Source organism: Rudaeicoccus suwonensis (assembly GCF_007829035.1).
Lineage (GTDB): Bacteria > Actinomycetota > Actinomycetes > Actinomycetales > Dermatophilaceae > Rudaeicoccus > Rudaeicoccus suwonensis.
The window spans coordinates 255,920-269,853 of sequence record NZ_VIVQ01000002.1 but is presented as its reverse complement, the minus strand read 5'-3'; the positions used below and the strand labels follow the sequence as shown (position 1 = coordinate 269,853).

Below are 13,934 nucleotides of genomic sequence, written 5' to 3'. Positions count from 1 at the left end.
CACCCCCAGGTGCCCCGGTCTCGCTTGATTCCGCCTGACCCGTGAGGGAGACGCCATGTCCGTCGCCACCGAGTTCCGCACGTCCATCGATGACCACGACTTCATAGCCAGGCTGCTCAGCTCGAGCGAGCAGCTGTCGTATGACCCCGATCGCGAGATCGACTGGCAGGCTCCTCTCGATCCGGAGAAGTACGGCCTGAACCCGGAGTGGAGCACGCTGTTCGGCACGCCGCTGTGGGACAAGATGTCGCAGCAGCAGCGCATCGACCTGACCCGTCACGAGGTGGGCTCGATCATGCAGATCGGCATCTGGTTCGAGATGATCCTGCAGCAGATGATGCTGCGCGATCAGTACCTCAAGGACCCGTCCGGCGACGAGTTCCGGTTCTCCCTGACCGAGATCGCCGATGAGTGTCGTCACTCGCTGATGTTCGCCAAGACCTGCGAGAAACTCGGCGTCCCGCATTACGTCCCGGATTCGGTGTCCAAGGAGTTGGCACGCGGTTTCAAGGCGACGGCATTCGGCGAGAACGCGTATGGCGCGATCCTGGTCGCCGAGGAGATCCTCGACGTGATGCAGCGCGACTGGATGCGCGGCGAGAACGTCCTGGACGAAGTCCGCACCAGCAGCAAGATCCATGTCGTCGAGGAAGCCAGGCACATGGGCTTCGCCCGCCACGAGATCCGCGAACGGATGCTGGGCACCCGTGCACCGCGGCGGATGCTCGCCGCCAATGCCATCGCCATCGTGGCGTATGTCATCGTCCGCAATCTGGTCAGCCGCGACGTCTATGAGAATGTCGGCCTCGACCGGGCGGAGGCGCTGCACGCGGTCAAGCACAACACCCACCACCAGAACCTCATGCGGTTGTCCTGCGTGCACCTGATGGACTTCCTCAACGAGTGCCGCCTGATCACCACGACCAGCACGCCGTGGTACCGATCCGTGCACATGCTCTGAGGCGGCGTCTATGGCCTTCGTCATCACGCAGTCCTGCTGCGCCGACGCATCATGCGTGTCCGTCTGTCCTGTCAACTGCATCCACCCCACCCCGGACGAGCCCGACTTCGGCACGACCGACACGCTGTATGTCGATCCGTCCACCTGCATCGACTGTGGTGCGTGCGCGGACGCCTGCCCGGTCAAGGCGATCCAGCCGGCTGACGCGCTGTCGGGTGCACAGCACCAGTTCATCGACATCAATGCGCAGTTCTACGAAACGCCTCGCGACGAAACCGTCTGGACCGCACCGGCTTTCACGCACTCCACCGACACTGACGGAGCGCCGCTGCGCATCGCGATCGTGGGGTCGGGGCCGGCTGCGTCATACACGGCGAAGCATCTGCTGACGACCACGACGTGCGAAGTTGCGATGTTCGAGCGGCTGCCCGTGCCGGGCGGTCTGCTGCGGGAGGGGGTCGCGCCCGACCACGGTGCGACCAAGGCGATCGCGGACACCTTCCGGTGGGTCTACCGGCATCACCGCACGTCGTCCTTTTTCAACGTCGAGGTCGGCACCGACGTCTCGCTTGCCGAGTTGCAGCAGCGTTTCCACGCAGTGGTCTACGGAGTCGGCGCGCGCGGGGCGAATCCGGTGGGCTTCCCCGGCGAGGACGACGCCGCTGTGGTCGCTTCCGGCGACGTCGTCGGGTGGTACAACGGCCGCCCGGTCGAGGGTTCGGCGGCCTTCTCGATGCCGTTGAACTCCGAGCGTGTCGTCATCGTCGGCAACGGCAACGTCGCGCTCGACATTGCTCGGATCCTGCTCGCGCCGGTCGACTCGCTGCACGAGACCGACGTGCCGTCGGCGGTGCTCGATCAGTTGCGGCACAGTCGAATTCGCGAAGTCGTGGTGATGGGTCGGCGCGGTCCGCAGTTCGCGGCGTTCACCCGGCCCGAGCTGCTGATGCTTCCCGAGACCGCCGGCTGCGAGGTGGTCGTCGAGGCGCGCCTCGGCATCGCCGACGAGCTCGCCCACCTCAGCGAGGCGCGTCACCAGATCCTCGCCGAGCTGCCGGTGGTGCCGATCGACTGGGCTGCAGCACCTCCCGCCGAGAAGCGCATCGTGCTCGCCTTCCACACCGCCATCGACCAGGTGGTCGACGGCCAGGTCCAGCTGCGACGCACGCAGGATCCGGTGGCAGGCACCGGGGAGGAGCCGCAGAGCTTCTCGGTCGGCTCCGCAACTGTGGTGCTGGCCAACGGTTTTCGGGTCTCGCCACAACCAGACCTGCCGTATGACGAGGCTGCCGCACGCATCCCGCATCGCGATGGCCGGGTGCTCGATGCCGACAGCGGCGAACCCCTGCCAGGTGTGTATGTCGTCGGATGGACCAAGCGTGGAGCGCACGGTGGCATCGGTGCCAACCGGCGCGATGCCGAGGAGACTGTCGACGCGATCCTGGCCGACGGCCGCGCCGGGCTGCTGGCCGAGCCCACGATGAGCCGGCTGGCCTTCCGGCGGATGCTCTCGGGCCGCACGAGCGTGGTCAGCGCTCGCCGTGCGATGGCGGTGCTCGACCGCGAGGAGGCCGCAGGCCGCAAGAGCGGCCGGTCACGGGAGAAGTTCGTCTCGACCGCGGAGTTGCTGGCTGCGAGCAGATTGGTGCACCGGGGGCGCCGCACCGGCTGAACCAACGGCTTGAGGTGTCGCTGTCGTGATGGCTGACCAGTCGAAACCGCCCGTCTTGTCAACAGGTATGCCGCCTGAACTGCCGTGTCCACAGCGACGGTATCGGCCCGGTGACCGTCGGCGGTCGCCATTAGAGTCGGTTCATGCCTGAGCGCTCCGACTACCACCTGCGTGGCGCGGAATGGTTGAGCGGTGTCACCGACGAAATGATCGCCGCGCACGTCGGTGAAGCGTCCTTCGAGCGCGGTTTGGGTTACGCGAACACCGACGACGTGCTGTCGCTGTCCGCAGCCGACCAGGGCCGGGTGCTGCTCGGGACGGTGCAGGGCAACCGGTCGACGCCATACACCCTGCTGATCACGCGGACCTCGGGCCATGCGGGCGCACCACGATGGATGTCGCGGTGCTCATGCCCGATGACCAGCGCCTGCAAGCACGTCGCGGCTGCGCTGCTGGTCGCCCGTGACCTGGTCGGTGGCGAGGTGCAGCCGGTCGCCGCATGGCGCGACTTTGTGCAACAACATCTGCAGGTCGAGCCGGCCGCGGTGGCGGCTCCGGCGGGAGCACGCAGCGGCATACAGCTCGGGCTTCGTTTCGAGGTGACGCGCGAGCTGATGCCGGGTGGTGGGCTGCGGCCGGTCACGCGAGTGCGGCTCCACCCGACCAACCTCACCAAGACCGGTCGGTGGACCAAGACCAAGGCATGGGAGGAGATCCAAGCCGATCATCGTCGCGCGTTCGACAAGCAGCAGGCAGAGGCCGTTTCAGGCCTGCGACAGCTGTGGGCCGCCCAGCGGCAACTGCACCCGTATTACACGATGCCGCCGGTGTACCTCGACCAGTTCCCCGCCGGGCTGTGGGAGCGGTTGCGCGCAGCGATAGCTGTCGGGGTGGAGTTCCTGCCGACGTATGGCACTTCCGGTGACATCGAGGTGTTGGGTGATTCGGTGTCGGTCCTGGTCGACATGACTCGGCAGGATGACGGGAGTCTGCGTGCTCAAGCCGAGATCGGTGGGCTCGACTCGGTGCACGGCGGCGAGCTGCTGATGCTCGGTGACCCCGTTCACGGCGTGGCCATCGCCGGCCGCAACGGTGACGTGACCTTGGCAGAATTCGACCGTCCGCTCGGCTCGATGGCGACTGCGCTGCTGACCCAAGGTCCCCTTGTCGTGCCGGCGGAGGACGCCCAGGAGTTCCTCGACCTCTACTACCCGAAGGTGGCCCGCCAACTACAGTTGATCGGCGACGTCGAACCGAGGTCGCAGGAGCCCGTGCGTCTGCTGCTGACTCTCACCTCGCCAGCTCCGCACACCGTCGACGTCAACGCTCACCTGCTCTATGCCGGTCGGCACGCCAAGCCGGTGACCCCTCAGCACGCCGACCGCAGTCGTGACCCCCGGCAGGAGCACGCCCTCGTCGAGCGCGTCGAGCCCCTGCTGCACCGCCTCGGCCTCACCGACTCCATCGGTGGCCTTGGCCGCTGGCCGGTCGAGCGAGCCCAGTTCGCGGACTGGCGGGCGGTGCGCCTGCTGGAAGCGCTACCGCACCTGCAGGACCACGACGACATCGAGGTGCGGGTCGACGGCGACCTGCCGGCATTCGAGGAGTCGACCGCCGACCCGCAGATCAGCATCGGCGCCACCGACAGTGACGACAACGACTGGCTCGACCTGCACGTCACCGTCACAATCGACGGCGAAGACGTGCCCTTCGAGCCGTTGTTCGCAGCGCTCGCGCGTGGCGACGAGGCGATGCTGCTGGATTCCGGCACGTGGTTCAGCCTCGACATCCCCGAGCTCATGGAGCTGGAGCGACTCATCGCCGAGGCCCGGACGATTTCCGACAAGCAGCGAGAAGGCCTGTCCATCAACAGGTTTCACCTCGGCCTGTGGGAAGAGCTCGAAAACCTCGGTGTCATCGATCAACAGAGCCAACGTTGGGCCGACCAGATCGCCCGGATTCGCGGGCTCGATGCCTTCACCGCTCCGCGGCTGCCGGCGGGGCTGAACGCGGAGCTGCGCTCCTACCAGCGTGACGGCTTCACCTGGCTGGCGGCGTTGTGGGACTGCGCGCTCGGTGGCGTGCTGGCCGACGACATGGGGCTCGGCAAGACCTTGCAGACGCTGGCTCTGCTCGCTCGCGCACGTGAGGAGGGCGAGCTGGTCGACCCGGTGCTGGTCGTCGCGCCCAGCTCCGTTGTCGGGACCTGGGTGCGTGAGGCGGCGCGCTTCGTACCCGAGTTGCGAGTCGTCGCGCTCGACTCCACCGGCAGGCGTCGCGGCACGAGTGTGCAGGAGGCGATCGCGCACGCCGAGGTGGTCGTCACGTCATACGCGGTGTTGCGTCTGGATGCCGACGAATTTGCCGAATGCCGTTGGAACGGCTTGGTGCTCGACGAGGCGCAATGGGTCAAGAACCACCAGTCCAAGACCTTCCAGGCGGCAAAACGCATCGGCGCGCCGTTCACACTCGCGATCACCGGCACCCCGCTGGAGAACTCGCTGATGGACCTGTGGTCGATGCTGGCGCTCGCGGCGCCCGGGCTCTACCCACGTCCGGAGACTTTCAGTCAGCACTACCGCAAGCCGATCGAGCGCGGTGAGTCGCCGGAGCTGCTGGATCAGTTGCGTCGCCGGATCCGCCCCTTGATGCTGCGCCGCACCAAGGAGCAGGTGGCGTCCGACCTGCCGCCCAAACAGGTGCAGGTGCTCGCTGTCGACCTCGGCGCCAAGCACCAGCAGGTCTACGACCGGCACCTGCAACGGGAGCGTCAGCGGATCCTGGGCTTGTTGGACGATCCCGATGCCAACCGGGTCGAGATTCTCGCCTCGCTCACCAAGCTGCGGCAGCTCGCCCTGGACCCGCGCCTCGTCGACGAGACGTATGCCGCCCGCGAGTTGTCGGCAAAACTCGCCGTTCTGGTCGACCAGATCACCGAGTTGGCGACGGAGGGGCACCGCGCGCTGGTGTTCAGCCAGTTCACGTCCTATCTGAAGCTCGCGCAGCAGGCGCTCGGCGACGCGGGACTGACGACGGCATATCTCGACGGCCGGACCCGCAAACGGCAGGCGGTCATCGACTCCTTCAAGGACGGCGACCAGGCGGCCTTCCTGATCTCGCTCAAGGCCGGGGGAGTCGGGCTGACGCTGACCGAAGCCGACTACGTCTTTGTGCTCGACCCGTGGTGGAATCCCGCGACCGAGGCGCAGGCCATCGACCGCGCCCACCGCATCGGGCAGGACAAGCCGGTCATGGTCTACCGGTTGGTCAGCGCAAAAACCATCGAGGAGAAGGTCGTTGCGCTGCAGGAACGCAAGCGTGACCTGTTCGCCAAGGTGGTCGACGGCGGAGGCGACGGAGTCGGTGCGGCGATCACCCCGGAAGACATCCGCGGTCTGCTCGAAGGATAGTTACCGATCAGTAGCCGTAGAGCGACGATCACGTCTAGGGTCGTACACATGAAGTCTCCCTTTGCCAAAGAACCCCGTTCGTATGACGGCGCCCGCGCGCTGGTGACCGGTGGTTGCTCCGGTCTGGGCCAAGCCCTGGTCAAATTGCTGGTGCGTGACGGCGCCCGCGTGCTGGTCGTCGACGTGCATGAGCAAGCCCCGGAAGGATCGCTTCCCGCAGGCGTCGACTACCGCCAGCTGGATGTGCGATCCGACGAAGCGTGGGAGGAGACGCGCAACTGGGTGGAGGCGAACTATGGCGGTCTTGATGTGCTGATCAACAACGCCGGCATCGCCGCCGGTGGCCGCATCGATGTCTCCGACATGGACGAGTGGCACCGCATCATCGAGATCAACCTGCTGGGTGTCGTCCGCGGGTGCCGCACGTTCGTGCCGATGATGAAGGAGGCCGGCAGCGGCCACATCGTCAACACCGCATCCCTGGCGGGGCTGGTGCACGCGCCCTCCATGGCGTCATACAACGCGGTGAAGGCCGGAGTCGTCGCTGTCAGCGAGACCCTGCGCGCCGAACTGTCGCCCTTCCACATCGAGGTGTCGGTGATCTGCCCGGCGTTCTTCCGCACCAACCTGGCTCAGTCGTTCCACGGTAAAGACATGGACGCCGAGCAGAGCGGCACTGCCATGATCAACAACGCACCGCGCTCGGCCGATCAGGTCGCCGCCGTCGCGTATGCCGGGATGCGCGCGCACAAGCACATCATCCTGACCGATCCCGATGGCCGAATTGCCTATGGCGCCAAGCGTTTTGCCCGACCTGTGTATGACGCGGCGATGATCTCGGCGGCCAAGCGACTGGCCGACGGCAAGCCGCCGACTCCGCCGATCCTGGACAAGCTGCAGTCACTGGGGAAGAAACGCAAGTGAGCACGGTCGCCATCGTCGGTGGCCACGGCAAGGTGGCGATGCCGCTGGCGACACTGCTGGTCGCCAGCGGCCATGAGGTGCACTCGCTGTTCCGCAACGAGGACCACGCGCCTGAGGTGGCCGCGACCGGAGCCCGTCCCGTGGTTGCCGATGTCGAGCAGCTCGACGTCCCCGCCCTGGCGGATCTGCTGGCCGGTGTCGATGCAGTCATCTGGGCGGCGGGCGCCGGTGGTGGCAATCCGCACCGCACCTTCGCGGTCGACCGCGACGCAGCGATCCGCAGCATGAACGCAGCTTCAGCGGCCGGCGTCTCGCGCTATCTGATGGTGTCGTATTTCGGCGCCTCACCGGATCATGGTGTGCCGCAAGACAATTCGTTCTATGCGTACGCTGAGGCGAAGGCGGAGGCCGATCAGTATCTGCGCGGCACAGGGCTGGATTGGACGATCGTGGCCCCGAGCCGGCTGACCGACGATGCCGGCACCGGCCGTGTCGAGATCAACGGCGTGGGCGGCGAGTCCGTCGAGAGCGGTGAGGTGCCGCGCGCGGACGTCGCCGCCACGGTCGCCGCACTGTTGCAGGCGCCGCAGGCGATCGGCCGGATGGTCGAGTTCAACACCGGTGCCACGCCGATCGCGGAGGCCGTCGACGATCTCTGAACCTCGCCGGCGCCAGGAGTAGGCGTCAGGTCGTGCTCTTGGCGGTGGGAGCGGATCCACCGGTCGGTTCCGCGCCACCGGTGGGCGCCGTGCCGTTGCCGGGCGCACCACTGGGCATGGTCCCGTTGCCCGGCGCGCCGCTCGGCATACTGCCGCTGCCGGGTCGACCCGAGGTGCCACCACTGTCGGTCGACCCGCTGGTCGAACCGCCTTGGCCGGTCGACCCCTGACCGCCGGTGGTCCCGCTGCCGCCGGTCGACCCCTGGCCAGTGCCGCCTCCGGTGCCATTGCCGGTCCCGCCGCCGAAGCCCTGGCCACCGGAACGTCCGCCCTGACCGAAACCTCCGAAACCACCGAAACCGCCGCGGTCCTGATGGGTGCTCGACCCGGCGGGCACGACTGCGGCCGCGGTAATGGCACCAGCTGAGGAGAGCCCGATCGCCAGCGCTGCGACCACAGCGGTCTTCTTGCCCGACCACCGCGGCTGCGGTGCGGCGGGGGCAGCGACCGGCTGCGGCATACTGCCCGCGCCTGTGTCGTAAACCGGTGGGTTGTATGCCGGTGGGTTGTATGCCGCACCGCTCGAGCCCACCGGGTCGCTGGAGGAATGCAGCGGTGCGGTCGGATCCTGCGCGGGGGTGTTGCGCACCGGGACATTGCGCTCGGCGGGGTCCTGCGCCATCGGGTCATGCTCAGACATGAAGGAGCCTTCGAAGTGAGTGGCCGGTCGTCGCAACCGACGATGACGCCCCTTTCTGTGCATCAGCTTTGCCGTCGATAGCCGGCACCTACCAATGCGCACGGGCGGTCCCGCGTGAGATGTTTGGCCCGTCATACCGGGCGAAATCCGGCTTGGACACACGACATGGCGATGACTTTGTGGGCGCACAGGATTGCCATAGCGCGACCGTTCATCGTTCCGGTCATGAACACAGCAATCGCGCACTCGCCTGCCGCAGAGCACTCCGCCGCCGGGGTGCGCGGCGCCGACACCCTGCTGCGGGAGGGGCACGTCGTCACCCGAGCCGGCACGCCGGGCAGCGGACGGCTGCAGCGCGTATGGCGTGGCCACCCGGAGGATCCCGGTTGGGCCCGGCCGGCGCTGTGGGGGCTGCTCGTCGCGACGGCCGCGTTCTACTTCTACAACCTCACCGCCAGTGGCTGGGCAAACTCGTTCTACTCCGCCGCCGTGCAGGCCGGGTCGAAGAACTGGGAGGCGTTTTTCTACGGCTCCTCGGACGCGGCCAACTCCATCACCGTCGACAAACCGCCGGCCTCGCTGTGGGTGATGGAGCTGTCGGTGCGGGTGCTCGGGCTCAACTCGTTCGCGATCCTGATGCCGCAGGTGCTCATGGGCGTGGCGACCGTGGGAGTGCTCTACGCGACCGTGCGCCGCCAATTCGGAGTCACCGCAGGGTTGCTCGCCGGTGCGGTGCTGGCGCTGACCCCTGTCGCCGTGCTGATGTTCCGCTTCAACAACCCCGACGCGCTGCTGGCGCTGCTGATGACGCTCGGCGCCTGGGCGACCATGCGTGCCGTCGAGAAGGGCTCGATCCGGTGGATCACCCTCGTCGGTGTGCTGCTGGGGCTGGGCTTCCTGACCAAGACGCTGCAGGTCTTCCTGGTGATTCCGTTCTTCGGCATCGCCTACCTCGTGGCGGCGCGCACCACGCTGAAACGCAGGCTGCTCGGTCTGCTCGCCGGTATCGCTGGCATGGTCGTCGCGGGCGGCTGGTGGGTCGCCATCGTGCAACTGGTGCCGGCCGCAGATCGGCCGTACATCGGTGGCAGCCAGGACAACTCGTTCTGGAATCTCACCTTCGGCTACAACGGTTTCGGCCGGCTGAGCGGCAATGAGACCGGCTCGGTCGGCGGAGGTGGCACCGGCAGCGGCAACTGGGGAGCGACCGGCATCACCCGGATGTTCGGCAGCGAGGTCGGCGGACAGATCTCGTGGCTGCTGCCGACAGCGTTGATCCTGCTGGCGATCGGGCTCTTCCTCCGCGGACGGACCCCGCGCACCGACGGACGCCGGGCGGCATACCTGGTGTGGGGTGGTTGGCTGCTGGTGACCGGACTGACGTTCTCCTACATGGCCGGCATTTTTCACCAGTACTACACGGTCGCACTCGCGCCGGCGATCGCCGCGATCGTCGGGATGGGCGCCGCTGAGGCCTGGGAGCACCGCAGCAAGCCGATCGGCTCGATCACGCTGGCCGTTGCGACAGCTGCCGCCGCAACCTGGTCGTTCATCCTGTTGTCGCGTACCGATGCGTATGGCGACTGGCTGCGCGTCTCGATCCTCATCGTCGGTATGGCGGCCGCCTTCCTGCTGCTCGCGTTGAATTGGTTGCACACCAAGGCAATTGGCTTCGTCGTCGCAGGAGCGATCGCGGCCGGGCTGGCTGGTCCGCTGGCCTACAGCATCACGACTGTGCAACAGGGCCACACCGGATCCATCGTGGTCGCCGGGCCCGGCAGCGCGATGGGCGGCGGTGGAGGTGGCGGATTCGGTGGCGGCGCAGGCGGATTCGGCGGCGGCACCGGTACGACTCGCGGTGGCGCCGCGGGTCCCGGAGGCACGGGCACAGGTACCGGTGCTGCTCCTGGTGGTACAGGTGGCTCGAACGGCACCGCCCCCGGCGGCACCGGAGGCACGGGTTCGCAGACACGACCGGGCGGTTCGACAACGCGTGGTGGCACCGGTGCCGCGATGGGCGGCGGCATGGGCGGTCTGCTCGATGCCACTACGCCGAGCACTCAAGTGGTGTCCGCGCTGGAGGCGAACGCGAGCAAGTACACGTGGGTCGCCGCAGCAATCGGCAGCAACAATGCTGCCGGTCTGCAACTGGCCACCCAACTGCCGGTCATGCCGGTCGGTGGGTTCAACGGTTCGGATCCGTCACCGACGCTGGCGCAGTTCAAGACGTATGTCGCCGAAGGCCGGATCCACTACTTCCTCGCCAGCGGCAGTCTCGGAAACCAGAGCGGCGGCTCCAACGCGGCGAGTGAGATCTCCGCGTGGGTCGAAGCCAACTTCAAGAAGGTGACGATCGGCAGTGAGACCTTCTACGACCTGACCCAACCGACCAGCGGCACGTCATCGTCGACGAGCGCGACGAACTGACAGGAGAACTCCCTATGACGACCTATCTGCCGGATGTCGCCGCATCCGAACGCAATTCGTTCAGTATGACGACGACTGTGCTCGACCTGGTGATCCCGGTCTACAACGAAGAGCGGATCCTGGCCGAGAGTGTCGGCACAGTGCACGCCTACCTGACCGAGCACTTCGCCTACCCGTTCCGCATCACGATCGCCGACAACGCATCGACGGACATGACGCTGGCAGTGGCGCTGCGCGTGGCCCGCAGCTACCCCGGGGTGCGCGTGGTGCACCTTGATGCCAAGGGTCGCGGCCGCGCGCTCAAAGCGGTCTGGCGGTCCTCGGATGCGCTGGTGCTGGCCTATCTGGACGTCGACCTGTCGACCGATCTCGATGCCCTGGCACCACTGGTCGCACCACTGATGTCGGGACACTCCGACCTGGCGATCGGCAGTCGGCTGGCGCACGGCGCGCACATCGTCCGCGGCCGCAAACGTGACCTCATCTCACGCACCTACAACCGGATCCTGCGATTGGCTTTGGGAGTCGAATTCACCGACGCACAGTGCGGATTCAAGGCGATACGTGCCGACGTGGCCCGCGATCTGTTGCCGCTGGTCAAGGACGACACCTGGTTCTTCGACACCGAGCTGCTGGTGCTCGCCGAGCGGGCCGATCTGCGCATCCACGAGGTGCCGGTCGACTGGTACGACGACCCGGACAGCAGGGTGGACGTCGTGGCCACCGCCAAAGACGATCTGCGCGGTGTCTGGCGGATGTGCACGACGCGACGGCGTTCGACATACGAGCTGTCGACCTTGCGCGCGACGATGGGCCGCGGCAGGGTGCTGGTCGGTCCGCACGACTGAGAGGCGAAGACACCCGACCGCTGGTTGGCAGGCACGTGGTCGAGATGACGATTACTCACTGGTACGAGGCAGTTTGACGTACGAAATCGACATCGCAGCCAGCAGGTTGGTGTTTGCGTGGCGGCGGTGGAGGGAGTGGTTTCGTAACGAGGCGCCTGTCCTGGCTCGACCTCGGTACGGCTGCCGGTGTCGTGTACTGGCCGCAGCCTCCGGCACAGGTCAGTCGGTCGAGTCGGGGTCGGGCGCCTGCTCGTGCCCTTCGCGTTCGTCGCGATCGGCCCACTCCAGCAGGGTATCGAGCCGAAATGCCTCGTCATCGATCGCTGCGGTGAGATCACCGACACGCGAAAATCGTTCAGGCACAGTGGCGATCGTGCAATCACGCGGCTCGATGTCGTCGAGCTCGCCCCACTCGAAGGGCGTCGACACGGTGCCTTCGGCGTTGCCGCGCACCGAGTATGCCGCAGCGATCGTGTGGTCGCGCGCGTTCTGATTGAAGTCGACGAAGACCGCTGACGGGTCGCGGTCCTTGCGCCACCAGGTGGTGGTCACGTCGTCCGGTGAGCGGCGCTCGACCTCGCGGCCGAAGGCCAGCGCGGCGCGGCGCACGTCGGCGAAAGCCCACTCGGGCTCGATGCGCACGTAGATGTGCAGCCCTGATCCACCGGACGTCTTCGGAAACCCCGTCATACCAAGCTCATCCAGCACTTCGTGCGCGATCCGGGCGGTATGCCGCACCCGGTCGAAACCGGCTTCTGGCATCGGATCGAGGTCGATGCGCCACTCGTCGGGTCGTTCGACGTCGAAGCGGCGTGAGTTCCACGGGTGGAACTCCACGCTCGACATCTGCACCGCCCAGATCACGCTGCCGATCTCTGTGACGCAGAGCTCGTCAGCAGTGCGATTCCACCGAGGAAAGCGAATCTGCACTGTTTCCAGCCATTCCGGAGCACCACGAGGGATCCGCTTCTGGTGGACCTTCTCGCCGTCGACGCCGGTGGGGTAGCGGTGCAGCATGCACGGCCGGTCGAGCAGTGCTCGCACGATGCCGTCGCCAACGCTCAGGTAGTAGTTCGCCAAGTCGAGCTTCGTCTCACCCCGTGCGGGGAAGTAGATGCGATCGGGGTTGGAGATGCGCACCCTGCGGTCGCCGGCGCTGAGCTCGACTGCCGGTGTTGACGTCGCGGGCGCCACGTCAATCGGACCCCTCGGGGGCAGCCGCGCGCGTCATACTGCCGGGCGTTTCGTGTCGAGCTGAGCAGCGGCCTGCAGGGCTTTGTTGATGGTGCGAATGACGGGTCGGCGGCTGGATGACTGCCGGCACACCGAGAAGATCCGTCGCACCGGCTTGTCGACGCGCAGCGCCAGAGCGACCACTTGGTCGGACAGGTTGGGCCGCGCCATCCGCGGCATCAGCGCGATGCCCTGGCCGGCCGCCACGATCGCCATCTGCGAGGGGTATTCGTCGATGCGGTGCGCCACGTGCATTGCTGCTCCGCGGCTCTGGAATTGGTCGACCAGCCACCTGCCGCACGTGGTGTCTGTGTGTACATCGGTGATCCAGGAGTCGCCGAGAACGTCGTCGATGGTGACCGTCTTGCGTCCGGCGAGACGGTGGTCGGCCGGCACGACCAGGTCCACGGGATCCATGAGCAGCGGTGTCGTCGTCAGGTGTTCGGCCAACTGTGCCGGGATCTCGGTCCAGTCATGGGTGACGACCAGATCGACGTGGCCGCTCTCGACCAACTCGATGGAGCGTAGCCAGCCTTCGGTGATCTCGATGTGGATGCCGGGAGCATTGCGGGCCAGGATGCGCAATGCCGGCGCCACCAGACCGCGGATCGCGGTGGGGAAGCACATCAGCCGCACCGTGCCGGTCATACCCGAACGAAGCTCCTCCAACTGCGCGCTGGCTTCCTCGGTCGTGGTGAGGATGACATCGGTGGCGTCGGCGAGAACGATCGCCGCGTCGGTGAGCAGCACACCGCGACCGGCACGTTCCAACAGCGTTGAACCCACTTCGCGTTCGAGCTTGTTGATCTGTTGGCTGATGGCCGAAGGGGTGAAGCCGAGTGCTTCCGCCGCCGCAGCGACGGACCCATGCTGTCGGACGGCGTGGAGTGCGCGGAGCCGCTGAAGGTCGTACATGAAGCAAGGCTAACTATTAAGGGGGCGAAATCGCCACAAACGCTAAGTATTTATTTGTAGAAGCCGTCCGCTGCTGCGTCTCGCTGAGTTGTTCGTGGCCACCCAGCGGCGGGCCACTGCTGATCCGACTGGGTGCCACGGCCGGTCGCGGCGCCAGGGCAGCCCCCTATGCGACTGGTTTCCGG

Annotated in this window: 10 protein-coding genes; 7 read left to right on the top strand and 3 right to left on the bottom strand. The window is 66.8% G+C overall.

From position 1 onward, the window contains the following. The first annotated feature begins 55 nt into the window (after positions 1-55). From BKA23_RS12440 to BKA23_RS12420, 5 genes are all read left to right on the top strand, one after another. Complete coding sequence (locus tag BKA23_RS12440) at positions 56-961, top strand: AurF N-oxygenase family protein (protein ID WP_145228942.1); 906 nt, start codon at positions 56-58, stop codon at positions 959-961. A 10-nt stretch (positions 962-971) separates the two neighbouring features. Then, positions 972-2,633: an FAD-dependent oxidoreductase gene (locus tag BKA23_RS12435; protein WP_145228940.1), complete on the top strand. Its 1,662-nt coding sequence runs from the start codon at positions 972-974 to the stop codon at positions 2,631-2,633. 143 nt (positions 2,634-2,776) lie between these two features. Then, a complete protein-coding gene (locus tag BKA23_RS12430; protein WP_145228938.1) occupies positions 2,777-6,043 on the top strand; it encodes a DEAD/DEAH box helicase in 3,267 nt (1,088 codons plus the stop codon). Between the two features lie 48 nt (positions 6,044-6,091). Next, positions 6,092-6,967 (top strand): SDR family NAD(P)-dependent oxidoreductase, encoded by an 876-nt coding sequence (locus BKA23_RS12425; protein WP_145228936.1) that lies wholly within the window; start codon positions 6,092-6,094, stop codon positions 6,965-6,967. Further along, complete coding sequence (locus tag BKA23_RS12420; protein ID WP_145228934.1) at positions 6,964-7,626, top strand: SDR family oxidoreductase; 663 nt, start codon at positions 6,964-6,966, stop codon at positions 7,624-7,626. Before BKA23_RS12425 ends, BKA23_RS12420 begins: the two co-directional genes overlap by 4 nt. A 25-nt stretch (positions 7,627-7,651) precedes the next feature. On the opposite strand, the gene BKA23_RS17675 is transcribed toward BKA23_RS12420, so the two are convergent. After that, entirely contained in the window at positions 7,652-8,326 is a 675-nt protein-coding gene (locus BKA23_RS17675; RefSeq protein ID WP_170226506.1) for a hypothetical protein, read from the bottom strand. A gap of 225 nt (positions 8,327-8,551) precedes the next feature. Here BKA23_RS17675 and BKA23_RS12410 point away from each other — a divergent pair, with 225 nt between their 5' ends. Continuing rightward, on the top strand, positions 8,552-10,753 hold the full coding sequence (locus BKA23_RS12410; RefSeq protein ID WP_145228930.1) for an ArnT family glycosyltransferase: 2,202 nt from the start codon (positions 8,552-8,554) through the stop codon (positions 10,751-10,753). Between the two features lie 14 nt (positions 10,754-10,767). Next, positions 10,768-11,601 carry a dolichyl-phosphate beta-glucosyltransferase gene (locus BKA23_RS12405; protein ID WP_145228928.1) on the top strand — a complete coding sequence of 278 codons (834 nt, stop codon included), beginning with the start codon at positions 10,768-10,770 and terminating at the stop codon, positions 11,599-11,601. A gap of 219 nt (positions 11,602-11,820) precedes the next feature. Here BKA23_RS12405 and ligD read toward each other — a convergent pair whose 3' ends face one another. Together ligD and BKA23_RS12395 are read right to left on the bottom strand one after the other, a co-directional pair. Next, a complete protein-coding gene (ligD, locus tag BKA23_RS12400; protein ID WP_145228926.1) occupies positions 11,821-12,795 on the bottom strand; it encodes a non-homologous end-joining DNA ligase in 975 nt (324 codons plus the stop codon). 33 nt (positions 12,796-12,828) lie between these two features. Further along, entirely contained in the window at positions 12,829-13,749 is a 921-nt protein-coding gene (locus tag BKA23_RS12395; protein ID WP_145228924.1) for a LysR family transcriptional regulator, read from the bottom strand. Positions 13,750-13,934 lie beyond the last annotated feature (185 nt).